At 63.5% G+C, this 23315-nt stretch carries 20 protein-coding genes; 8 read left to right on the top strand and 12 right to left on the bottom strand.

Going from position 1 to position 23315, the window contains the following annotated elements; translation table 11 throughout:
* Window positions 1-91 precede the first annotated feature (91 nt).
* Entirely contained in the window at window positions 92-1807 is a 1716-nt protein-coding gene (gene aceK, locus HU748_RS23310; protein ID WP_186722128.1) for a bifunctional isocitrate dehydrogenase kinase/phosphatase, read from the bottom strand.
* Between the two features lie 151 nt (window positions 1808-1958).
* Here aceK and HU748_RS23315 point away from each other — a divergent pair, with 151 nt between their 5' ends.
* Window positions 1959-2834, top strand: a complete 876-nt coding sequence (locus HU748_RS23315) for an EamA family transporter (protein ID WP_186722130.1) — start codon at window positions 1959-1961, stop codon at window positions 2832-2834.
* Between the two features lie 22 nt (window positions 2835-2856).
* On the opposite strand, the gene HU748_RS23320 is transcribed toward HU748_RS23315, so the two are convergent.
* The 4 genes from HU748_RS23320 to cysK form a co-directional block, all read right to left on the bottom strand.
* The gene (locus HU748_RS23320) at window positions 2857-3738 is read right to left on the bottom strand and encodes a DMT family transporter (RefSeq protein ID WP_186722131.1); all 882 of its coding nucleotides are present in this window, start codon (window positions 3736-3738) and stop codon (window positions 2857-2859) included.
* A gap of 113 nt (window positions 3739-3851) precedes the next feature.
* Entirely contained in the window at window positions 3852-4013 is a 162-nt protein-coding gene (locus tag HU748_RS23325) for a hypothetical protein (protein ID WP_186666902.1), read from the bottom strand.
* Window positions 4014-4132: 119 nt separating this feature from the next.
* Window positions 4133-5068 carry an aspartyl/asparaginyl beta-hydroxylase domain-containing protein gene (locus HU748_RS23330; RefSeq protein WP_186722132.1) on the bottom strand — a complete coding sequence of 312 codons (936 nt, stop codon included), beginning with the start codon at window positions 5066-5068 and terminating at the stop codon, window positions 4133-4135.
* Between the two features lie 179 nt (window positions 5069-5247).
* Window positions 5248-6222: a cysteine synthase A gene (gene cysK, locus HU748_RS23335; RefSeq protein WP_186666903.1), complete on the bottom strand. Its 975-nt coding sequence runs from the start codon at window positions 6220-6222 to the stop codon at window positions 5248-5250.
* A 135-nt stretch (window positions 6223-6357) separates the two neighbouring features.
* Here cysK and HU748_RS23340 point away from each other — a divergent pair, with 135 nt between their 5' ends.
* From HU748_RS23340 to HU748_RS23350, 3 genes are all read left to right on the top strand, one after another.
* Window positions 6358-7431 (top strand): DUF748 domain-containing protein, encoded by a 1074-nt coding sequence (locus HU748_RS23340; RefSeq protein WP_186722133.1) that lies wholly within the window; start codon window positions 6358-6360, stop codon window positions 7429-7431.
* A gap of 210 nt (window positions 7432-7641) precedes the next feature.
* Window positions 7642-8487, top strand: coding sequence for a MoxR family ATPase (locus HU748_RS23345; protein ID WP_054895020.1), 846 nt, complete (start codon window positions 7642-7644; stop codon window positions 8485-8487).
* Between the two features lie 10 nt (window positions 8488-8497).
* Window positions 8498-9676, top strand: a complete 1179-nt coding sequence (locus HU748_RS23350; RefSeq protein ID WP_054895021.1) for a VWA domain-containing protein — start codon at window positions 8498-8500, stop codon at window positions 9674-9676.
* A gap of 162 nt (window positions 9677-9838) precedes the next feature.
* Here the strand turns inward: HU748_RS23350 and HU748_RS23355 are convergent, their stop codons facing one another.
* From HU748_RS23355 to HU748_RS23370, 4 genes are read right to left on the bottom strand one after another with little or no spacing between them, the layout of a single operon-like run.
* Complete coding sequence (locus HU748_RS23355; protein WP_186722134.1) at window positions 9839-10756, bottom strand: biotin-dependent carboxyltransferase family protein; 918 nt, start codon at window positions 10754-10756, stop codon at window positions 9839-9841.
* Window positions 10753-11448: a 5-oxoprolinase subunit PxpB gene (pxpB, locus tag HU748_RS23360; RefSeq protein WP_186722135.1), complete on the bottom strand. Its 696-nt coding sequence runs from the start codon at window positions 11446-11448 to the stop codon at window positions 10753-10755. Before pxpB ends, HU748_RS23355 begins: the two co-directional genes overlap by 4 nt.
* Before the next feature lie 10 nt (window positions 11449-11458).
* On the bottom strand, window positions 11459-12235 hold the full coding sequence (locus tag HU748_RS23365) for a 5-oxoprolinase subunit PxpA (protein WP_186709781.1): 777 nt from the start codon (window positions 12233-12235) through the stop codon (window positions 11459-11461).
* Window positions 12236-12244: 9 nt separating this feature from the next.
* The gene (locus tag HU748_RS23370; protein WP_186666909.1) at window positions 12245-13531 is read right to left on the bottom strand and encodes an MFS transporter; all 1287 of its coding nucleotides are present in this window, start codon (window positions 13529-13531) and stop codon (window positions 12245-12247) included.
* 150 nt (window positions 13532-13681) lie between these two features.
* Here HU748_RS23370 and HU748_RS23375 point away from each other — a divergent pair, with 150 nt between their 5' ends.
* The gene (locus HU748_RS23375; protein ID WP_186667007.1) at window positions 13682-14593 is read left to right on the top strand and encodes a LysR family transcriptional regulator; all 912 of its coding nucleotides are present in this window, start codon (window positions 13682-13684) and stop codon (window positions 14591-14593) included.
* A gap of 196 nt (window positions 14594-14789) precedes the next feature.
* On the opposite strand, the gene HU748_RS23380 is transcribed toward HU748_RS23375, so the two are convergent.
* The 3 genes from HU748_RS23380 to HU748_RS23390 are packed head-to-tail and all read right to left on the bottom strand — an operon-like array spanning window position 14790 to window position 16611.
* Window positions 14790-15311: a DUF2937 family protein gene (locus tag HU748_RS23380; RefSeq protein WP_186666910.1), complete on the bottom strand. Its 522-nt coding sequence runs from the start codon at window positions 15309-15311 to the stop codon at window positions 14790-14792.
* A 9-nt stretch (window positions 15312-15320) separates the two neighbouring features.
* A complete protein-coding gene (locus tag HU748_RS23385; RefSeq protein WP_054895027.1) occupies window positions 15321-16088 on the bottom strand; it encodes a class II glutamine amidotransferase in 768 nt (255 codons plus the stop codon).
* Window positions 16089-16104: 16 nt separating this feature from the next.
* Window positions 16105-16611, bottom strand: a complete 507-nt coding sequence (locus tag HU748_RS23390) for an MFS transporter (RefSeq protein WP_186722137.1) — start codon at window positions 16609-16611, stop codon at window positions 16105-16107.
* Between the two features lie 171 nt (window positions 16612-16782).
* Between HU748_RS23390 and HU748_RS23395 the strand changes: the two genes are divergently transcribed.
* The 3 genes from HU748_RS23395 to HU748_RS23405 all read left to right on the top strand — a co-directional run bounded on the left by HU748_RS23395 (window position 16783) and on the right by HU748_RS23405 (window position 23164).
* Entirely contained in the window at window positions 16783-18825 is a 2043-nt protein-coding gene (locus HU748_RS23395) for a S9 family peptidase (RefSeq protein ID WP_186722138.1), read from the top strand.
* Window positions 18826-18924: 99 nt separating this feature from the next.
* A complete protein-coding gene (locus HU748_RS23400) occupies window positions 18925-19398 on the top strand; it encodes a cyclic nucleotide-binding domain-containing protein (protein WP_186666913.1) in 474 nt (157 codons plus the stop codon).
* A 391-nt stretch (window positions 19399-19789) separates the two neighbouring features.
* The gene (locus HU748_RS23405; RefSeq protein WP_238343443.1) at window positions 19790-23164 is read left to right on the top strand and encodes a type III effector HrpK domain-containing protein; all 3375 of its coding nucleotides are present in this window, start codon (window positions 19790-19792) and stop codon (window positions 23162-23164) included.
* Window positions 23165-23315: the final 151 nt, after the last annotated feature.

Raw genomic sequence — 23315 nt, forward strand, 5'->3', positions numbered from 1 at the left:
CCCACAAGCCCCCACTGCCCTTGAGTTCAGTGGGGGCTTGTGGGAGCGGGCTTGCCCGCGAAAAGGCCACCATCGACTCAACTGACACCCCTCACCTGCCCCTGCGCCGATAGGGAAACACATCGATCACCTTCCCTTCCCGTATCGCCCCCTGCAATCCCTGCCAGTAGTCCGCGTCATACAACTCCCCATGCAGCCGACTGAACAACCGCCGCTGGCCGATATCGGCGAACAGGAACGGCGGAAACTCCTCGGGAAACACATCGTGCGGCCCGATCGAATACCAGGGCTCGCCAGACATCTCATCCTCCGGGTAGCGCGGCGGCGGGATATGGCGAAAATTCACCTCGGTGAGATAGCTGATCTCGTCGTAGTCATAGAACACCACCCGCCCATGCCGGGTAACGCCGAAGTTCTTCAGCAGCATGTCGCCGGGAAAGATGTTTGCCGCCGCCAGTTGCTTGATCGCCAGCCCGTAGTCCTCCAGCGCTTCGAGCACCTGGGCCTCGCTCGCCTGCTCCAGGTACAGGTTCAACGGCGTCATGCGCCGTTCGGTCCAGCAGTGGCGGATCAGCACGCTGTCACCCTCCACCACCACCGTCGAAGGCGCGACCTCCAACAGCTCGGCCAGGCAATCGGCTTCGAACTTGGCCACCGGGAAGCGAAAATCGGCGAACTCCTGGGTGTCGGCCATACGCCCCACGCGATCGACACTTTTCACCAGCCGGTATTTTTCGATCACGGTGGCCCGGTCGACGGTCTTCGAGGGTGAAAAGCGGTCCTTGATGATCTTGAACACGGTATTGAAGCCCGGCAGGGTGAACACACTCATCACCATGCCACGCACGCCAGGCGCCATGACGAAACGGTCATCGGTACTGGCCAGATGATTGATCAACGCGCGGTAGAACTCCGACTTGCCATGCTTGTAGAAGCCGATCGAGGTATACAACTCGGCAACGTGCTTGCCCGGCAGGATGCGCTTGAGAAAGTTGACGAACTCCGCCGGCACCGGCACATCGACCATGAAGTACGAGCGGGTGAACGAGAAGATGATCGACACCTCGGCCTCGTCGGTGATCAGGGCATCGGCCTCGATGCCATGGCCCTCGCGGTGCAGCAGCGGGATCACCAGCGGCCATTGCTCGTCACGGGTGTACAGGCGCCCGACCAGATAGGCGCCCTTGTTGCGGTACAGCACCGAGGAAAACAGCTCCACGGCCAACGCCGGATCCTTGCATACCCAGTCGGGCAGGCAGTCACGCAGTTGCTCCTCAAGGCGCATTAGATCGGCGTCCAGCTCGCCGTAGGGCACTTCGAAAGCATGGTCGGCAAGGATCGCCCGCAACAGGCTGCCCAGGCCATCGCGCAGGTGATAGGTGCGGGTCTGTGCAGCGCGCTCGCGGCCGCGCATGGCCGGACGGGTGGTGTGGATGAACATGCAGCCGTCGCTGATCAGGTCGTGGCTGAACAGGCTGCAGAACAGGGAGTTGTACCAGGTCTCGGCCAGCTCATCGTCCAGGCGCGGGTCGATCAGGCGGATATAGGCGCTCTTGACCAGCGGCCACTGTTCCACGTCCAGCAGCAGCGAGGCGTCGAAACCCTCGCGCAACCAGCCGTTGACCTCGGCGACCTTCTCTTCGTACAGGTTGATCCGCGCAGCAGCGGCCTGCTGGATCGCCTGCCATTGCGCCTGTTCGAAGCGTTCGCGGGCGCCCAGGGTGATGCGGCGAAAGTGTTCGCGGTAATTGTCGAAGCCATCGAGGATCATCCGGGCGATGGCTGCAGCGGGCCAGGGCTGGGGCATGCTGAGGGGCTCGTTGGGTGCGGAATGAAAAGAGCTTAGTCGGGTGTCGGCCTTTTCGTGGGCCGACACAATTGCCAAAGCAAGAAAGCACAAGAAACACCCCCGACAGCTGACGTACACTCGCGCCCCTGCCCAGAACCCGGAGATACCCGTGAGCCCCATCGCCCTCGCCCGCCTGCTGACCCTTGCCGCCGTCTGGGGCGCGAGCTTCCTGTTCATGCGCATCATCGCCCCTGAACTGGGTACGGTGCCGACCGCTTTCTTTCGCGTCTCCATCGCCTGCCTCGGCCTGATCGGCATCCTCGCCGCAGCCAGTGTGCGCTGGGACTTCCAGGGCAAGCTCGGTGCCTGCCTGGTGCTGGGCATGATCAACTCGGGCATTCCGGCGACCTTCTATTCGGTCGCCGCGCAGGTATTGCCCGCGGGCTATTCGGCAATCTTCAACGCCACCACACCGCTGATGGGCGTGCTGATCGGCGCGTTGTTCTTCCGCGAAAGTATGACCCTGCCCAAACTGTGCGGGATCTTCCTGGGCCTGTTCGGCGTCGGCATCCTCAGCGGCGCAGGCCCGGTGGCGCTGGACATGGCACTGGTGCAAGGCGCCCTGGCCTGCCTTGCGGCGACCACCTGCTATGGCTTCGCCGGTTTTCTCGCCCGGCGCTGGATCGGCGGCCTGGACAGCCGCCTGTCGGCCCTGGGCAGCATGCTGGGAGCGACCTTGCTGCTCAGCCCGCTGTTTGCCTGGAGCGCCCTGACCCAGCCACCCGCCAGCTGGGGTGGCTGGTCGGTGTGGCTGTCGTTGCTGGGCCTGGGGCTGGTGTGCACGGCCTTCGCCTACATCCTGTACTTCCGCCTGCTCAACGAAATCGGGCCGGTCAAGGCCAGTACCGTGACCTTCCTGATTCCGGTGTTCGGGGTGCTGTGGGGAGCCTGGTTGCTGGATGAGCCCCTGTCGTTGGCGCACCTGTATGGCGGGGTCCTGATTGCCGCAGCACTGTGGTTGGTGCTGCGGCCGGCGCGTGCCTGAAACCGTACCGCCGCAGGCGGTATCAGGCCTCGGCCATCTTCACCCCAGGCTTGCGGAACACGAACAGCAACCCCACCACGATCAGCCCCATCCCCAGCAGGCTCAGCGGCGCCAGGCGGTTACCGAAGATAAGGAAATCCATCACGGCAGTCACTGCTGGCACCAGGTAGAACAGGCTGGTGACATTGACCAGGTTGCCTCGGGCGATCAACCGATAGAGCAGCAGCGTCGCCAGCAACGACACCACCAATCCCATCCACAGCAGGGCGCCGACGAAGCTGGCGCTCCATTCGACGTGCAGCGGCTGAAACGGCGCAAACACCGCACACAGGGCAAACCCTGCGAGGTATTGCAGCGGCAAGGTTCCCATCGGGTTGTCGGTGATGCGCTTCTGCAGGATCGAGCCGAACGTCATGCTGGTCAGCGCCAGCAGGGCAAACAGCATCCCGGCAAGGGAAACCCCACCCAGGTTGATGCTCTGGTAGACCACCATCACCAGGCCGCCAAGCCCCAGGCCCAGGCCGAACAGACGGCTCCATGAGCGCTGACGCTCCATCGACACCACCGTGAGGATTGGTTGCACCCCCATGACCGTGGCCATGACACCGGGGGTGACGTGGGTGTTGAGCGCCAGCAGGTAAAAGATCTGGTACGCACCGAGCAGCACGCAACCGGTGCCCAGGGCACGCAGGATACCGCCGCGACTGCGCGGCCAGCGCAACCCCAGCCAGGGGCCGATCAGCAACAGCCCTGCCAGGGCCAGGGCCGAGCGCAGCAGCAGGAAGGCGAAGGGGCTGGCCTGGGCCAGGCCGAGCTTGGAGACGATCGCCCCGCTGCTCCACAGCAGGACGAACAGGCTGGTAGTGGCCGCCGAGGCCACGGATGCTTTGGAAAGGACAGACATGTAGTGCCACCTGAGTATTGGGCAAAAGCCAAACGGTGGGCGCGCTTCAGCGAGCAAAGAGGCCGACCGTGTTCAGTAGGTTGCGAGTGCGCGTGGGCCGGCGAGAACGCCGATCAGCCCAGCACGACCACGCAGCGGGGCGGGGATACGCCGCCGACGACGCCACTGACAGGTGGTGGGTAGTGACTGATCATGGCCGGCTGCTGGCTGCCACGCACGACAACGCCCGCGACAGGCGCGAGAACGTAGGCGGAGGTGGAAGGGATGGCTGGCATGAACAGGTCTTCGGGGAAGATGGATGTTTCGGAATATATCGGTGAATGCGGGACAGGGCAACACCCTGGATTGATCGGACAGACCTCTTCGCGGGCAAGCCCGCGAAGAGGTCAACGAATCAGAACAACCAGCGATACAGCAGGTAGGCCACCACCACCGCCAGCACCGGCCGCAGGATGCGGTAGGCCTTGGGGTTGGAGCGCTTGAACTGCTTCACATGGGTGCTGATGCGGTTGCTGAAGCGCTTGCTCCAGGCATAGGCCTGGTTGATCCCGCCCACCCGCTCGTCGTCAGTGTTCTGCGGCGCGGTGGCGCGGCCAAGGAACGCGCTGACCTTGCGGTTGATGCGGGTCATCAGCGGGCTGTTGAGCGGACGCTCGACGTCACAGAACAGGATTACCCGCGTCACGTCGGTTTCGTTCTTCACCCAGTGCACATAGGTTTCATCGAACATCACGTCTTCGCCGTCACGCCAGGCATAGGCCTGGCCATCGACGTAGATGCGGCAGTCATCGGAGTTGGGGGTCGAAAGCCCCAGGTGATAGCGCAGGGAGCCGGCAAACGGGTCGCGATGCGGGTTCAGGTGGCTACCGCCAGGTAACAGGGCGAACATTGCACCTTTGACGTTGGGAATGCTGCTGACCAGTTCGACGGTACGCGGGCACAGGGCCTCGGCGGACGGCAGCGGCTTGTCGTACCACTTGAGGTAGAACCGCTTCCAGCCCTTCTTGAAGAACGAGCCGAAGCCGGCGTCGTTGTCTTTTTCGGCTGCGCGGATATACCCCTCGTCGAACAGGCGCATGGCCTCTTCGCGGATCTCCTGCCAGTTATCCTTGAGCACATCCAGTTCCGGGAACCGCTGGCGGTCCAGGTAAGGCTTGGACGGTACGCCGGAGAACAGGTACATCAGGCTGTTGTAGGGGGCGAACAGCGCCGAATGGTTGACGAACTGGCGCAGTACCGGCAGGCGTGCCTTGCCGCGCAGGTGCACGAACAGCACACTGCCGAAGAACACCAGCAGGACACCCGCCTTGGCGACGAAGGAAAAGGTCATGCAACACTCCTTGACGGGGAAATCAGGCCATCCCCAGATAGCCGGACATGATAAACCCATCCGGGCCGGGTAAAAACAGCCCGGACCGGATCACAGTGTCACGGATTGTGCAGCAAACCGAAACCGTCGGCATTGCCCAGGATCAGCGTTGAGGCAGGGGCGCTAGACGCCCCTGGGCTTCACTGCTGGTTTTCCTGCTCGCTGAACATGTCGCTGAACAGCATGCTCGACAGGTAGCGCTCGCCCGAGTCCGGCAGGATCACCACGATGGTCTTGCCCTGCATCTCCGGTTTTTCCGCCAGGCGCACGGCCGCCGCCATCGCCGCACCGCAGGAGATACCACACAGGATGCCCTCCTCCTGCATCAGGCGGATGGCCATGGCCTTGGACTCTTCATCGGTGACCTGCTCGACCTGGTCGACGACCGACAGGTCGAGGTTCTTCGGCACGAAACCTGCGCCGATGCCCTGGATCTTGTGCGGGCTGGGCTTGAGTTCCTCGCCGGCCAGGGTCTGGCTGATCAGCGGCGAAGCCACCGGCTCCACAGCCACCGACAGCAGCGGCTTGCCCTGGGTGTGCTTGATGTAGCGCGACACGCCGGTAATGGTGCCGCCGGTGCCGACACCTGCGACCAGCACATCAACGGCGCCGTCGGTGTCGTTCCAGATCTCGGGGCCGGTGGTCTTCTCGTGAATCGCCGGGTTGGCGGGGTTTTCGAACTGCCCTGGCTGGAAGTACTGCGCGGGATCGGAGGCGACGATCTCGTTGGCTTTTTCGATCGCACCTTTCATGCCCTTGGCAGGGTCGGTCAGCACAAGCTCGGCGCCCAGAGCCTTGAGCACCTTGCGCCGCTCCAGGCTCATGGAGGCCGGCATGGTCAGCATCAGCTTGTAGCCGCGCGCCGCAGCAACGAAGGCAAGGCCGATGCCGGTGTTGCCCGAGGTGGGCTCGACAATGGTCATGCCCGGTTTGAGCTTGCCGCTGCCTTCGGCGTCCCAGACCATGTTCGCGCCGATCCGGCACTTCACCGAATAGCCCGGATTGCGCCCCTCGATCTTGGCCAGAATGGTCACCCCGCGCGGGGCGATGCGGTTGATCTGCACCAGCGGCGTGTTGCCGATGGAGTGGGCGTTGTCGGCGTAGATACGGCTCATGGCAGGGGTCCTTGAATCGTTGGAAACAGGCGGGAAAGCTTCAAGGGTAAGCCTGCCCCGGCAGCCCGTAAAGCCCGTTCGAACCAAGCCCGGCGCCTGGCGGTCAACCGCACAACCTGCCTTGGAGAGCTTGCGATGAAAGCCCGTTATCGCTGGTCGCTGATCGGCCTGGCCGGCCTGATCGTGCTGCTGGTGGCCCTGCATCTGGCCCTGCCCTACCTGGTGCGCGACTACCTGAACGACAAGCTCGCCGACATGGGCGACTACCGCGGCCAGGTCGCCGACGTCGATCTCGCCTGGTGGCGCGGTGCCTACCAGATCAACGGGCTGAAGATCGTCAAGACCACCGGCAAGGTGCCCGTGCCGCTGCTCAATGCGCCGCTGATCGACCTGTCGGTCAGTTGGCATGCGCTGTGGTACGACCAGGCCGTGGTCGCCGAGGTGGCGTTCGTGCGGCCCGAGCTCAACTTCGTCGATGGCGGCAGCAAACAGAACTCGCAGACCGGCCAGGGCACCGACTGGCGCCAGCAACTGGAGAAACTGCTGCCAATTACGCTCAACGAAGTGCGCATCGAAAACGGCACCCTGACCTTTCGCAACTTCAACTCCAAGCCGCCTGTGGACCTCAAGGCCATCCAGCTTCAGGCCAGTATCCGCAACCTGACCAACGTGCGCGACGAAAAGGGTCGGCGTGACGCCAGCTTCGAGGCCACCGCCCTGATCGCCGGAGATGCCAAGGCCGAAAGCCGCGCCACCTTCGATCCGTTCAGCGACTTCGACGACTTCGAGTTCCGCCTGCGCGCCGAGGGCCTGGAACTGCGTCGACTCAATGACTTCGCCAGCGCCTATGGCAAGTTCGATTTCAATGCCGGGCACGGCGACCTGGTGATCGAGGCCCAGGCCGAGAACGGTAGGCTCAACGGCTATATCAAGCCGTTGCTGCGCGATGTCGATGTGTTCGACTGGCAGCAGGATGTCGAAGACAAGGACAAAGGCTTCTTCCGCTCGATCTGGGAGGCGGTGGTCGGTGCCAGTGAAACGGTGCTGAAGAACCAGCCGAAGAATCAGTTCGCCACCCGCGTCGAGCTCAGTGGCAGCGTGCATCAACAGAACATCAGCGCATTCGAGGCGTTCCTGCAGATATTGCGCAATGGTTTCGTCCAGGCATTCAACGCCCGCTACGAGCAGCCGCCACCCAAGGCTGACTGAAACCGGGGTGACGGGCCATTCAGGGACTGAATACCCGGTCTGCGTTTGCAGCTGCCTGGGGCCGCGTTATAGTCGGGGACACATCATAGACATGAGTTCTCGGTGTCGGCCTTTTCGCGGGCAAGCCCGCTCCCACAAGGTACTCTCCCCTGTAGGAGCCAGCTTGCCCGCGAAAAAGCCAGCACCGACACCCCGCAGAGGATCGGCTCCATGAAATTCGAAGGCACCCGCAACTACGTCGCCACCGACGACCTGAAGCTGGCGGTCAACGCGGCCATCACCCTCGAACGCCCGCTGCTGGTCAAGGGCGAGCCGGGCACCGGCAAGACCATGCTGGCCGAGCAACTGGCCGAATCTTTCGGGGCACGCCTGATCACCTGGCACATCAAATCCACCACCAAGGCCCACCAGGGCCTCTACGAGTACGATGCGGTGAGCCGCCTGCGCGACTCGCAACTGGGCGTGGACAAGGTCCACGATGTGCGCAACTACCTGAAGAAAGGCAAGCTGTGGGAAGCCTTCGAGGCCGATGAGCGCGTGATCCTGCTGATCGACGAGATCGACAAGGCCGACATCGAGTTCCCCAACGACCTGCTGCAGGAACTCGACAAGATGGAGTTCTACGTCTACGAAATCGACGAGACCATCAAGGCGAAACAGCGCCCGATCATCATCATCACCTCCAACAATGAAAAAGAGCTACCCGACGCCTTCCTGCGCCGCTGCTTCTTCCACTACATCGCCTTCCCCGACCGCGAAACCCTGCAGCGCATCGTCGATGTGCACTACCCGAACATCAAGCAGTCGCTGGTCAGCGAGGCGCTGGACGTATTCTTCGACGTGCGCAAGGTGCCGGGCCTGAAGAAGAAGCCCTCCACCTCCGAGCTGGTCGACTGGCTCAAGCTGCTGATGGCCGACAACATCGGTGAGGCGGTGCTGCGCGAGCGCGATCCGACCAAGGCCATCCCGCCGCTGGCCGGTGCCCTGGTCAAGAACGAGCAGGACGTACAACTGCTGGAGCGCCTGGCCTTCATGAGCCGTCGCGGCAACCGCTGAGGGGCTGGCCATGCTGCTCAACCTGTTCAATGAAATGCGCGCGGCCAAGGTGCCGGTGTCGGTGCGCGAACTGCTCGACCTGCTCAACGCCCTGCAGCAGCGTGTGGTATTCGCCGACATGGACGAGTTCTACTATTTGGCGCGGGCAATCCTGGTGAAGGATGAGCGCCATTTCGACAAGTTCGACCGCGCCTTCTCGGCTTATTTCAAGGGCCTGGAAAACCTCGACCGCCACCTGGAAGCGCTGATCCCCGAAGAATGGTTGCGCAAGGAGTTCGAACGCTCGCTCAGCGATGAAGAGCGCGCGCAGATCCAGTCGCTCGGCGGGCTCGACAAGCTGATCGAGGAATTCAAGAAGCGTCTCGAGGAGCAGAAGGAACGCCACGCCGGCGGCAACAAGTGGATCGGCACCGGCGGCACCAGCCCGTTCGGCTCGGGCGGTTTCAACCCCGAGGGCATCCGCGTCGGCGAGGCCGGCAAGCGCCAGGGCAAGGCGGTCAAGGTCTGGGATCAGCGCGAGTACAAGAACCTCGACGACCAGGTCGAGCTGGGCACGCGCAACATCAAGCTGGCCCTGCGTCGCCTGCGCAAGTTCGCCCGCGAGGGCGCCGCCGAGGAGCTCGACATCGACGGGACCATCGACCACACCGCCCGCGATGCCGGGCTGTTGAACATCCAGATGCGTCCGGAACGGCGCAACACGGTCAAGCTGCTGTTGCTGTTCGATATCGGCGGCTCGATGGATGCCCACGTGAAAGTGTGCGAAGAGCTGTTCTCGGCCTGCAAGACCGAGTTCAAGCATCTGGAGTACTACTACTTCCACAACTTCGTCTACGAATCGGTGTGGAAGAACAACCTGCGCCGCACCTCCGAGCGTTTTTCCACCTTCGACCTGCTGCACAAGTACGGTGATGACTACAAGGTGGTGTTCGTCGGCGATGCGGCGATGGCGCCCTACGAGATCACCCAGCCGGGCGGCAGCGTCGAGCACTGGAACGAAGAGGCCGGGTATGTGTGGATGCAGCGCTTCATGGAGAAATTCAGGAAGATCGTCTGGATCAATCCTTACCCGAAACAGACCTGGAACTACACCGCCTCCACCCAGCTGGTGCGTGAGCTGGTCGAGGACCGGATGTTCCCGCTGACCTTGCAGGGGTTGGAAGAAGCGATGAGGTATCTGTCCAAATAGGTTCGCGGCGTCTGTACCGACCCTATCGCGGGACAAGCCCGCTCCCACAGGGATTGGGCTGGCCTTTAGATTTTGAACAAGGCAGTTTCTCCCACAGATACCCTACCGTCCCTGCGAACAGTGGGTTATCTGTGGGCTTGCCCCGCGATAGCGCCCGAAAGCTCACGCCCAGCGCTGCAGATACCCCTGCTGCTCCCGCCAGGCCGTCTCCTGCACCACCGCCCGAAACCGCACGACCGCCCCCGGCATGCACTGGGCCAACTGCGCCAGCGCCAGCGGCGTCAACGCCCCCAGCCGCGGATAGCCGCCAATGGTCTGGCGATCATTGAGCAGCACGATCGGCTGCCCATCCGGCGGCACCTGCACGGCGCCCAGCGGAATACCTTCGGAAATCATCGGCGCGCCCTGGTAGACCAGTTGCGGCCCCAACAGGCGGCTGCCCATGCGGTCGGCACGGCTGTCCAGCGTCCAGTCGCTGTTGAAGGCCTCGAACAGGCTGGTGCCGCTGAAGTCGCCGATCTGCGCGCCCATCACCAGGTCCAGTACCGGCTTGGCCGGATACAGCGGACGCAAGGCTTCGGGTACTTCACGCAAGGCCGGGGCGCCCTCGGCAAAGCGCAGAGCCTGCCCCTTGGCCAGCGCCTCGCCGCGCCCCTCGATGCCACCGAGCGCTTCACGCGCCACCGTCGAACAACTGCCCAGCACGGTTTCGCCGGCAAAACCGCCCGGTGCCGCCAAGTAGGCACGTATCCCCTGACGCGGCTGCCGCAGCGTCAGCCGTTGGCCCTTGTGCAGGGCGAAGCTGCGCCAGGGCGCCAGCGGCTGGTCGTCGATCCTGGCGTCCAGATCGGCGCCGGTCAGGGCCAGCACACAGTCCTGCTCGGCGAGCAGGCTCAAACCACCCAGCGCCACCTCCACCACTGGCGCGTCCAGGGCATTGCCCAGCAGCCAGTTGGCCCAGTTCATCGCCACCCAGTCCAGCGCTCCGCCCTGGGTCACACCCAGATGCCGCACACCCAGGCGCCCGGCGTCCTGTAGCTGGCACAGCGCGTTGCTGGCTTCGATCCTCAACTGCCTCATGCCAGCGCCTCCAACGGACGGTCATCGCCGCCCAATGCCATGAATTCGGTGTGCGACACCGCCACGAAACGTACCCGATCCCCCGGCTGCAGCAGGCTGTAGCCATCACGCTCGCGGTCGAACAGACGCACCGGCGTGCGCCCGATCAGGTTCCAGCCCCCCGGCGACACCGCAGGGTAAGCCGCCGTCTGCCGCTCGGCGATGCCCACGCTACCGGCTGCGACACGCTTGCGCGGTGTGCTCAGGCGCGGCGTGGCCAGACGCTCGTCCACCAGCCCCATGAAACCGAACCCCGGTGCGAAGCCCAGGGCGAACACCGGGTAGTCACGCGCGCAGTGCAGGCGGATCACCTCGTCTTCGCTCAGGCCACTGCGTGCGGCCAGCAGCGCAAGCTCCGGGCCGACGCTGGCGTGGTACCACACCGGAATCTCGTGACGCCGACCACTGTGGCCTGTATCCGGCTGCAAGCCTTCCAGCGCCTGGCCAATTCGCGCGCGCGCCTCACCTGGCGCCAGGTCCGACTGCAGCATCAGCGTGGTGTAGGACGGCACCAGGTCGATCAGGTGCTCACCGAACGCTGCGCGCAGGCGCTGGCTGGCGGCGAGGATCCACGGCATGTTGCCCTCATCGATGGTGTCGAACAGCCGCACCATCAGGCTGTCGATCGCCACCACTTCGATACGTGGCTTCATCGCGACATCCTCATGCCTGCAACGCGTCGAGGGCCTGGCGGATCTGCCGCACCGCAGCCACCGAGCTTTCGTTGTCGCCATGCACACACAAGGTGGCAGCATTGAGCCGCAGCGCGCTGCCATCATTGGCCACCAATGCCTCGCCACGGGCCAGGCGCACGGCCTGCTCGACCACCAGGGCCGGGTCATGGTGCACGGCACCGGGCAGGCGACGCGACACCAGGTGGCCGCTGGCGGTGTAGGCGCGGTCAGCGAACGCTTCGAACCACAGCGGCACCCCGATCTCGTCGCCCAGGGCCTGTGCAGCGCTGTCGTCGGCGGTGGCCATCAGCATCAGCGGCAGGTCTGCGTCATAAGCGGCCACAGCCTCCAGCACCGCGCGCAGCTTCTGCGGGTCGGCCATCATGTCGTTGTACAGCGCGCCGTGCGGCTTGACGTAGGCCACGCGGCCACCGAGCACCTTGCAGATGCCGTCCAGGGCGCCGATCTGGTAGTGCAGCAGGTCGCGAATCTCGTCGTCGCTGCAGGCCATCGAGCGGCGGCCGAAGCCGACCAGGTCCGGGTAGGCCGGGTGCGCACCGATGGTCACGCCATGCTGCAGCGCCAAGGCCACGGTGCGGCGCATGGTGCCGGGGTCGCCGGCATGGTAGCCACAGGCGATGTTGGCGCAGTCCACGAAGGGCATGACCTCGGCGTCCAGGCCCATGCGCCAGTTGCCGAAACTCTCGCCCATGTCGCAATTGAGAAGCAGGCGGTTCACCTGTCGAACTCCTGTTGTGCTGTTCATAGGTCTACCTTAACGCGCCTTCAGTTCTTTGCCGCGGGTTTCTGGCAGGCTCAGGGCGGCGACGATCACGATGCCATAGGACACCGCAGCGAATGCGCCGATGCCCAGGCCCAACGGGATCTTCTCGCCGAGCAGGCCGATCAGCAGCGGGAACATCGCCGCCAGCACCTTGCCGACGTTGTAGCAGAAGCCCTGCCCCGAGCCGCGGATGCGCGTGGGGAACAGTTCGGTGAGGAACGCCCCCATGCCGCTGAAGATGCCCGAGGCGAAGAAGCCCAGCGGGAAGCCCAGCCACAACATAACGCCGTCACTGACCGGCATCTGCGTGTACAGCAGGACAATGACGAACGAACCCACCGCGAACAGGATGAAATTCTTGCGACGCCCCAGCAGGTCACTGAGGTAGGCGCTGATCACATAGCCGATGTAGGAGCCGACGATGACCATGGCCAGGTAGCCACCAGTGCCCAGCACGCTCAGGCCACGCTCGTTCTTGAGGAAGGTCGGCAGCCACGAGGTGATGGCGTAGTAGCCACCCAGGGCGCCGGTGGTCAGCAGCGAAGCGCGGATCGTGGTCCAGAGCATGCCGGAGGCGAAGATTTCGTAGAAGTGCGAAGGCGCTTCAGGCTTTTCCGCGCTCTTGGCTTCGCGGTAGACCTCCGGGTCCTTGACCATGCGGCGCACGAAGATCACGAAGATCGCCGGCAACAACCCGAGCAGGAACAGCGCACGCCAGGCCTGTTCGGCCGGCAGCCAGGAGAACAACAAGGCGTAGAGGATCGCGGTCAGGCCCCAGCCGATGGCCCAGCCCGATTGCACCATGCCCACTGCCTTGCCGCGGTCCTGGGCACGGATCACCTCGCCGATCAGCACTGCACCGGCGGTCCACTCGCCACCGAAGCCAAAGCCCATCAGGGTGCGGGCGATCAGTAACTGCTCGTAGCTCTGGGCGAAGCCGCAGAGGAAGGTGAAGAAGGCGAACCACAGCACGGTCAGTTGCAGGGTACGTACGCGGCCAATGCGGTCGGAGAGGATACCGGCGACCCAGCCGCCGATGGCCGAGGCGATCAGGGTGCTGGTGTGGATCAGGCCGGCTTCGGCAGTGCTGATGCCCCAGATCATGATCAGGGTGGGGATGACGAAGCTGAGCATCTGCGTGTCCATGCCGTCCAGGCCATAGCCGATCTTGCAGCTCCAGAAGGTGCGTCGTTGCTGGGAGTCGATGTCACGGTACCAGGCAAAGGGCCCGCCCGAAGATCGGGCGGGTGCCTGCTGCTGTACGCCGGTGGGGTTCATGGATGCCTCGGCTTGTTGGTATTGTTTGAGGAACGACTGCGTGGTCGCGGCCTGGACGCTATTGTTCAAAGCCCGCGCAACCTGCGTCCAACGAGAAAAACCGTCGGTCTGGAACAAGAAAACCTGATCGCCCTGCCCTGCGAGCACACGATGAACCTGCGATTTCTCGAAACCTTCGTCTGGGTCGCCCGGCTCAAGAGCTTTCGCCTTACGGCCGAGAAGCTGTTCACCACCCAGGCCTCGGTGTCCAGCCGCATCGCCGCGCTGGAGGCCGACCTGGGCGTGAAGCTGCTGCTGCGCGACTCGCGCGGCGTCAGCCTGACCCCGGAAGGCAGCAAGGTGCTGGAGTACGCCGAGCGCATGCTCGACACCGCCAAGGCGATGAAACAGTCGCTGGGCGGCGAACGGGCCGTGGTCGGTCGGATCCGCCTGGGGGTCATGGACACGGTGATCCACACCTGGATGAGCGCCTTGGTGGCCGAGTTGACCGAGCGCTACCCGCAGGTGGAAATCGAGTTGGTCGCCGACACCTCGCTGAACCTGCGCGACCAGTTGCAGAAGGGTTTTCTCGACGTGATCCTGCAGACCGACCTGCTGCGCCAGGAAAGCATCCGCAGCCTGGACCTTGCGCGCTACCCGATGGGCTGGATCGTCGCCACCGGCTCACCGCACCATCGCGACTATGCATCGCTGGCCGAACTGGCGCGCGAGCGGATCATCACCTTTTCGCGCAACTCACGGCCGCACCAGGAGGTGTTCAGCCTGCTGCAGAGCGCGGGGAGCGAGACGCCGCGGCTGAACTGCGTGAACTCGGTGTCGGCCATCACCCGGTTGCTGCGCGACGGCTTCGGCATCGGCGCCCTGCCCCCGGCGCTGGTCGCCGCAGAGCTGGCACGCGGCGAACTGGTGCTGCTGACCGGGCTGCAGCCACCGCCTAGCCTGGAGCTGGTGGTGTCGTGGCAGACCGGGGTGGAGCTGGTCGATGAAGTGGTGGGGTTGTGCCGGCAGGTGCTGGAGCGCTATGCGCAGGATGTGGGGGTGCAGCGGATCGTGCTGGTCTGAGCCAGGGATGTGTCAGTTTCGGCCTTATCGCGGGACAAGTCGCAGCGGCGAACCGCCGCTCCCACAGTGTTGGACCTTGCGGGAGCTACTGTCCTGTTCAAAATCTAAAGGCCAGCTCAATACTTGTGGGAGCGGCGGTTCGCCGCTGCGACTCGTCCCGCGATGAGGCCCGCCCCGGCAACGAAATACCGGCAGCCTAGCGCCAGCTTTCCTTCACCGCCCGACGCCGCCCGCCCAGGATCACCCAACCGATCCCCAGCAACAGGCTCTCGACCAGGAACGCCAGCAGGAAGCCGCTGGCAATCCCCCAGCCGATCGCCTCGGGCACCAGCAGGATCTGGTAGCTATAGCCCTTGAGCGTCTCTTCGCGCAGCTGCGGATCGGCCTGCACCAGCACATGCCAGCTGCGGCTGGCCCAACTGCCTTGCAGCGCCTGCCATTCGTTTTCCAGCAACTGGTTGCGAATCATCAGGCTTTCGATGCTGTTGGCGTCACTGTTGAACACCGGGTCGTCGCTGGTACGGTAATGGCGCACCAACGCCTGCAGATCGCCCTTGAAGAAGCGCTCGGCGGTTTCCTGGAAGCCCGCCAGCGCTTCGCGCGACTCGAGCATGTGCGCCTCGACCCGCTGGCTGTAGTCCTTGACCAGGCCGGGCACCTGGACACCGGCCAGCAGGCCGAAGGTGAACAGCAGCAAACGCAGGTAACTTCTGAACATGCTCTGTCCTTAGCCTTTGGCGACGCACTCGCCGTGCCGCCACAGGGCCCATTGACCCGGCTCGTAACGCTGCCAGGTCTCGTTTTCGGTCAGGGCCTCGGTGGCGATCACCGTGACCACGTCATTGGGTGTGGTTTCCGATTGAAAATCCACGATCAGGTCGACATCCTTCAACCGCGCGGCACCAAAAGGCGCGCGTCGGGTGATGTGTACCAGCTTGGTCGAACAGAAGCAGAACAGCCAGTCGCCGTCGCTGAGCAGGCAGTTGAACACGCCCTTCGCGCGGTAGCCTGCGCAGGCCTCGACCAGCACCGGCAGCAGCGCCTCGACCTCGACGGGCTCGGGGAATGCCGCACGCACGCGGTTGAGCAGGTCGCAGAAGGCGGCTTCGCTGTCAGTGTCGCCGACCGGGCGGTAGAACGTCTTCTCGCCACTGAAATCGGCGAGCTGGCCGTTGTGCGCGAAGCACCAGTTGCGCCCCCACAGCTCACGCACGAAGGGGTGGGTGTTGGACAGGCAGACCTTGCCGACGTTGGCCTGGCGGATATGGCCAATAACCACTTCGCTCTTGATCGGGTAACGCTGCACCAGGTTGGCCACCTCCGACTCGCTGCTCGCGGCCGGGTCCTGGAACAGGCGCAGGCCACGCCCTTCGTAGAAGGCAATGCCCCAGCCATCGCGGTGCGGCCCGGTACGCCCGCCGCGCTGCATCAGGCCTGTGAAGCTGAAGACGATATCGGTGGGGACGTTGGCACTCATGCCCAGCAATTCACACATTGGCGAGGGCTCCGTCCTAGATCCGTGGCTCGACGCGGCCGCCACCATTGCCCGGGCGACGCACCGGGGCAGCAGGTGGCTCTTCACGGTAGCGATCGCGAGGATCGGCGACGGGCGCATCGGCCATCACCGCATCGTCTTCGGCCGCCTGGCGCTTGGCGGCGGCCTCGACCTTCTCGCGGCGCTCGCCAGCGCGTTTTTCCAGTGGCCAGCGCACCAGCACGAACAGCAGGTAAAGGCCAAAGGCGATCATGCCGTACATCGCCAGGTCCGAGGCTGCGCGCCAGGCGTTGTTGCCCACCTTGAACGCCAGGTCCAGGGCGGTGATGGCAATGGCCGGGGCAAAGCTGTCCTTGACCGGGTCGACAATGGTGGGAGTGAACAGCAGCACGGCAACGATCACCCGCAGCGGCTCGCGCAGCCAGCGCCACATCCAGCCGGTGAACTTGAAGGCCACCAGCAGGCAGCCCAGGGCGGCGACAGCGTAGAGGCCCCAGGCCAGTGTGTAGTCTTGTTCGATCATGGTGTCCGTGCAAGGCAGGCAAAGAGATGCCTATGATAAACACTTTTACGGGCACAGGCGCCTCTTCCCTCTATGAAGCCTGAGCGGCCTCTTCGCGGACAAGCCCGCTCCCGCAGACCGGCAATGCTGGCGAAGAGGCCGGCACAGACGCCACCAAACCACGGACATCCCATGCATACCAGACCCAAGCCCCCCATCGCCCGCCCCGCCCAAGCCGCCGATCCCTACGCCTGGCTGCAGGAACGCGACACCCCCGAAGTGCTGGCCTACCTGGAGCAGGAAAACGCCTACCAGCAAGCCTGCCTCGCCGACCAGGCCGAGCTGCGCGAACAGCTGTTCGAAGAAATCAAGGGCCGCATCCTCGAAACCGACCTGTCGCTCCCCTCCCCCTGGGGCCCCTACCTCTACTACACCCGCACCACGGCAGGCGACGAATACCCGCGCCACTACCGCTGCCCGCGCCCGGCCGACGACAGCAACCGCGTCGACGAAAGCGCCGAGCAACTGCTGCTCGACCCCAACGCCCTGGCCAACGGCGGCTTCCTCGCCCTGGGCGCGTTCAATGTCAGCCCCGACCATCGCCTGCTGGCCTACAGCCTCGACACCAGCGGCGACGAGGTCTACACCCTTTACATCAAGGACCTGGAAAGCGGCAGCGTCACCACCCTGCCCTTCGACGACTGCGACGGCAGCCTGACCTGGGCCAACGACAGCCGCACGCTGTTCTTCGCCGAACTGGACGACACCCACCGCCCGTGGCGCCTGCGCCGCCACACCCTGGGCGAAAGCGACGCCAGCACCGTGTTCGAAGAGCCCGATGGGCGCTTCTTCCTGCACTGCTACCGCGCAAGTTCCGAGCGCCAACTGGTGCTGCTGCTCAACAGCAAGACCACCAGCGAAGCCTGGGTACTCGATGCCGCCACGCCACAGGCCGACTTCACCTGCCTGGCGCCGCGGGTCGAGGGCCACGAGTACTTCCCCGACCACGGCCAGCTCGATGGCCAGTGGCGCTGGCTCATCCGCAGCAACCAGGACGGCATCAACTTCGCCCTGTTCCACGCCCCGGCCGACCAGGTGCCCAGCCGCGCACAATGGCAGGTACTGGTGCCGCACCGTGACGACATCATGCTCGAAGGCTTGAGCCTGAACGCTTCGGCGCTGTCGCTGAGCCTGCGTGAAGGCGGCCTGCCGATCATCGAAGTCCGCCCCCAGGGCCTGCCGGCCTATCGCGTCGAACTGCCCGACGCCGCCTACAGCCTCTACGTGCAGGACAGCCTGGAGTTTTCCAGCACGCGCATCCGCCTGCGCTACGAAGCGCTCAACCGCCCGGCCCAGGTTCGCCAGCTGGAGCTGGCCAGTGGTGAGCAGCAGGTGCTCAAGCAGACCCCGGTACTCGGTCGCTTCGATGCCGACGACTATGTCAGCCAACGCCTATGGGCGACCGCCAAGGACGGCACCCAGGTGCCGATCAGCCTGGTGCGCCGCCGCCAGGACCTGGACCGCGAAGTGCCGCTGTACCTCTACGGCTACGGCGCCTATGGCGAGAGCCTCGACCCCTGGTTCTCCCACGCCCGCCTGAGCCTGCTCGAACGCGGCGTGGCCTTTGCCATCGCCCATGTGCGTGGCGGCGGCGAGCTGGGTGAAGCCTGGTACCGCGCTGGCAAGCAGGAGCACAAGCAGAACAGCTTCGACGACTTCATCGCCTGTGCCGAACACCTGATCGCCCAGGGCGTCACCCGCACCGAGCAACTGGCCATCAGCGGCGGCAGCGCCGGCGGCCTGCTGATGGGCGCGGTGCTCAACCAGCGTCCGGAGCTGTTCCGCTGCGCCATCGCCGAGGTGCCTTTCGTCGATGTGCTCAACACCATGCTCGACCCCGAGCTGCCGCTGACCGTCACCGAGTACGACGAGTGGGGCAACCCCGAAGAGCCTGAGGTGTACGCACGCATCAAGGCCTATGCCCCCTACGAGAACGTCAAGGCCCAGGCCTACCCGGCCATGCTGGTGGTGGCTGGCTACAACGACAGCCGCGTGCAGTACTGGGAGGCGGCCAAGTGGGTGGCGCGCCTGCGCACCCGCAAGACCGACGACAACCTGCTGCTGCTCAAGACCGAAATGGGCGCCGGCCACGGCGGCATGAGCGGACGCTATCAGGGGCTGAAAGACGTGGCCCTGGAATATGCGTTCGTCTTCAATGAGTTGGGCGTGGTGTAAATCGCATTTCTTGTTGTCATAGAGTTCTCGCACACCCTGCGGCCTCTCCCGCAGGGTCTGTGGAAGCTCTCAAATACCGGACGACACGAAGAACAACACATGCCCGACCCAAGCCTCCTCAGCGCCGAAATCCGCGACATGCTCATGGACTGCGGCTTATTCGACAGCCTGCAGCCCAGCGACTTCCAGGCCGTCGCCGGTTACTTCGCCATCGCGGCGATGACCGAGGGCCAGACCATCTTCGCCGAAGGTGACGCCGGCACCTTCATGTGCATCCTGCACCGCGGCGCGGTGTCGGTGCGCAAGACCAACGGCAACGGCCAGCAAGTCGAGATCGCGATCTTGCGCAAGGGCCGGGCCTTCGGCGAAATGGCCGTGCTCGACGGCGAACGTCGCTCGGCCAGTTGCGTGGCGGCCAGTGACTGCCAGTTGCTGACGCTGGGCAAGGACTCGCTGGACAAGATGCTCAACGACGCACCGCGCATCGCCGCACGGATCATCCGCGCCTTGGCGGTGGCGTTGTCGAAACGCCTGCGCATGCAGGACGGCCAGCGCCTCTCGCAACAAGTCTAGCGCTCTGTTTCAGTGAGGCCTGGGAGGGTGTAGACAACATCAATTGGCAAACCGACGCGCCAGCATCCGAGGCGCAGCCTGATCTGCACATGCTCCGCCTGAATCGAACAGCTGGGTGTCGCGCGCCAGGCACGCCCAAGGCTCTATCGAATAAATGAGCGCAAGATCTTTGATTGATGTTGCCGACACCCTCCTCGTTACTGCTGAAGTTTGCAGTTGCACTTCACAACTTTTACAACACCGCGCGCTCGATAATCCGTAGTGCCTCGCCTGAATGATATCAATATGAAGTTACTCGCTGTCATTACACGGACATCTTCATGTTATTTCCTGTACGTCAACTCGGCTTAAACGACTTCCGTAACTTGACCTTTTTCAGGAGAACCTGTGCATGTTCACACCGGTCGCCCGTATCCTTGAGCTCAAACAACTCACGAAACAAAATACGAGCTCTGGATGGGGCGATGCGGTCGACCTTGCCAAGGCCAAAGGTGCGGGCATCGAATGGCAGCGTCCGGAAAACGACAAGCGCACTGCACAGGAAATCATTGATGACTCCCCGCTGCTGAACAAGCTCGGCAATCAGGGTGGGGTCAAGGACATGCTCAAAGAGCGCGTTGGTGATTTCGAGAACGACGCCGACGCCGCCTACCGGGCCAGCCAAGTGCTCGACCATGTGGTGCGCTTCGACGAGCAAGGCAACCGACTGGGCGGCAAGGACGTGTTCAACACCAGTATCGATGGGTTCACCAGGGACCATGAAGCGCGCCACGGCACCGAGGCCGGGCGCCTGCAGGATTTCGGCAAGTACGGTTTCGAAAGCCTCAAGGGCGAACTCAAACACATCCACGCAATCGCCGACGACCCGGAAACCCGCGCCAGGGCCGAAGCCGTAGGCATTCAGTGGGAGCGCCCGGAGGGCGACGAGCGCTCGGCGCAGCAAATCATCCATGACAACCCACTGCTGGACAAGCTCGGCAATCAGGGTGGAGTCAAGGACATGCTCAAAGAGCGCGTCGGTGATTTCGAGAACGACGCCGATGCCGCCTACCGGGCCAGCCAAGTGCTCGACCATGTGGTGCGCTTCGACGAAAACGGTGAGCGTCTGGCGGGCAAGGACGTCAACAACACCAGCATCGACGGCTTCACCAAAGACCGCGAAGCCCGCCACGGCACCGAGGCCGGACGCTTGCAGGACTTCGGCAAATACGGCTTCGACAGCCTCAAAGGGGAGCTGCAACATCCTGGCAACGTCAGTGATGACAGCAAAGCACGGGAAGAAGCAGAGATGGCAGGGATCGTCTGGGAACGCCCTGAAGACGACAAGCGTTCAGCCCGGGACATCATCGACGACAACCCCCTACTGGCCAAGCTTGGTAACCAGAGCGGGGTCAAGGATGCGCTCAAGGAGCGGGTGGGCGATTTCGAAACTGATCCAGATGCCGCTTTGCGCGCCATTCAGGTGCTCGACCGGGTCGTCGGCTTTGATGACAAAGGTAACCCACTCTTCGGTAAGGACGTCACCAATACCAGCATCGACGGCTTCACCAACAGCGGCGAAGCGCGCCACGGCACCGAGGCCGGACGCCTGCAGGACTTTGGCAAACATGGCTTCAAAGCGCTGCCCAAGGCCCAGGCCAGCGATGAGATCGCCAGCTACAAGGAATACCTCAAGACTCATTCCGACGCTGATGCCGGCTCCAGGCAGATCGCCCAATACGCCGCGATACTTGATGCGAAGTTCGACTCCATCGTCGGCAAGACCGGTGGCGACGACACGCTGCGCCAGCAGAACATCAAGGACTACCTGGCTACCAACCCGCAATTGAGCCAGCAAGAGAAGGAAGCTCTGAACTTTTTCTCCCAGCCGGGGGCTTATCGCATGCTCGACACGGCTGGCAGCCCTCTGGCAGACACCGCAGACGGCAAGATCAGTCGCAACGATATCCAGACTTGGCTCAAGGGCTCAGCACCGGTCGACGCACAAACCCTCACCAGCCTCATTACCAGCGTTACGGGCGGGAACATTACCGCAGGCGTCGACACCAGCAAGCTGGGCGCTGATGTATTCGAGCAACCGGAGAAGTACACCGCCGAGGAAAAAGCTGCAGTACTGCTGGACCTACAGCGCGCTCAGAAGCTGGTAATCGATGGTGCCAATGCCGGCATGTGGGGCGACGACTATGGCAAGGTGTCGATCGCCAGTCGCTCCGGGGTTTTCTGGGAGCCGGACAAGGTCCTGCAGGACATCAACAAGCACATGGCTATCCTGCAGAACGACAACGAAACTGCCGAGTACCTGAAGAAGGCCGGGGATGACGCCGTCAACACGCTGTTCAACGACAACCCCGGCTTGAAGGCAGCAGTCAGCACGACCTATGAAGACGAAATCAAGTCCGGCAAGGCGCTGGACCAGGCGTGGGAAGCTGCGACCAAGGATGGCAAGACCTCGCAGCAAACTGCGCTGACCAACTTCTACGCTACCGCCACCAGCTTACAGTCGATGCTCGGTATCGACGATGCCAAGGCGATCCAGGACTCGGTCGGCAAGTCTGCACATGTGGAGGAGTTCAAAACCTTCTACAAGGACCAGCTGGCAACGGGTGAGCGCATGCGCGAATTGCTCAGGGACACCCCCCCGGAGCATGCCGCCGCTGAGTTCAGCCTGGAAGTAGCGCTGTACAACACTGCGTTGGACCCGCAGTTCACAGCCCAGTTCGACCAGCAGCTCAACGAAAACTTCTCCACCATCGCTCAGGAAAACCTGTTCAAGGGCGCCACCTTCGAAGACCTCAAGCTAGCCTTCGGCAAGGAAGGCGGCGACGAACTTGACGAAGACAAAGTGCGCAAGCTGATCGATCAAGTGCGCAGCGAAAGTCCCGAGCTACTGGTCAATGAAGACGGCAGCGTGGCTACCACCGATCAGATACTGGCAGGCTTCCGAGGCAACTGGGATCAACTGCGTCAGGGTATCAAGGCCCTGGACAAGTTCGGCAAGCTGTCGGATTTCGATCCCGCTGGCGATATCAAGAGTGGCTACAACAGTGGTGTGCTGCACGGTGTCAGCGGCCTGTTCCTGGCAGGGGTCACGATAGCTCGCGGCGCGCAGACTGGCGGTAACCTGACCGATCGCAACATCGTCGACATCACCACCGGTACGGTGCAGACCGTCACGGTTCTGATCGAAGGTGGCAGCAAGGGGTATCAGGAGTACCTGAACACGGCAATCAAAAAGGGCGAGGACACCCTCGACGGCCTGCAGGGCGATGAACTCGACAAGGTCAGGGACAACATCAAGGACGGCAAGCACGCCAAGGCTATCGCCAAGAACTTCGAGGAGGCTGCCAAGGGTATTGGCGGCCTCGCCAGCATCGCGGCTGGGGCCTATGGCATCTTCGACGCGGTTAACGCGATCCGTCGTGGCGACAAGTTGACGGGCGGCTTTGGTATCACTGCTGGTTCGCTAAGTGTGCTGGCCGGAACGGCATCCGCGGTCGAGGGAGGCTTGGGCTTGCTTGGCGCGAACCTGCCCCGGTTCCTGCCTGCACTGGCTGGCACTGCCGGTGTGTTGGGTTTCCTGGGCGCTGGTGTAGCGGTGCTGGCGTCGATCGTTCCAGGACTGGTCAAGGAAGGCCGCCAGCAGGTCAATGCGGACAAATTCGGTGATGTGCTGGGCGATGCGCTGGAGCGCTATGGCATCGACGGGGTGGAGGGTGGGACGATCAAGGACATTCCGGTCGAGCGTTGGCCAGGACCTGATGAGTGAGGTGTTGATGAGGCGTTCAAGGCCTCCACAACGGGCAAAGGTGCGGTGACAGCGTTTGATCACCTGATCAAGCCGTATGATCCGGGCGCGAAGGCAGTGCGCAAATGGCCGGATTGAGGCACTGATCGTAACGAAAAGTCGAGCACGCGAC

Origin of the sequence: Pseudomonas sp. RW3S2 (genome assembly GCF_014268955.1) — a bacterium.
GTDB lineage: Bacteria > Pseudomonadota > Gammaproteobacteria > Pseudomonadales > Pseudomonadaceae > Aquipseudomonas > Aquipseudomonas wayambapalatensis.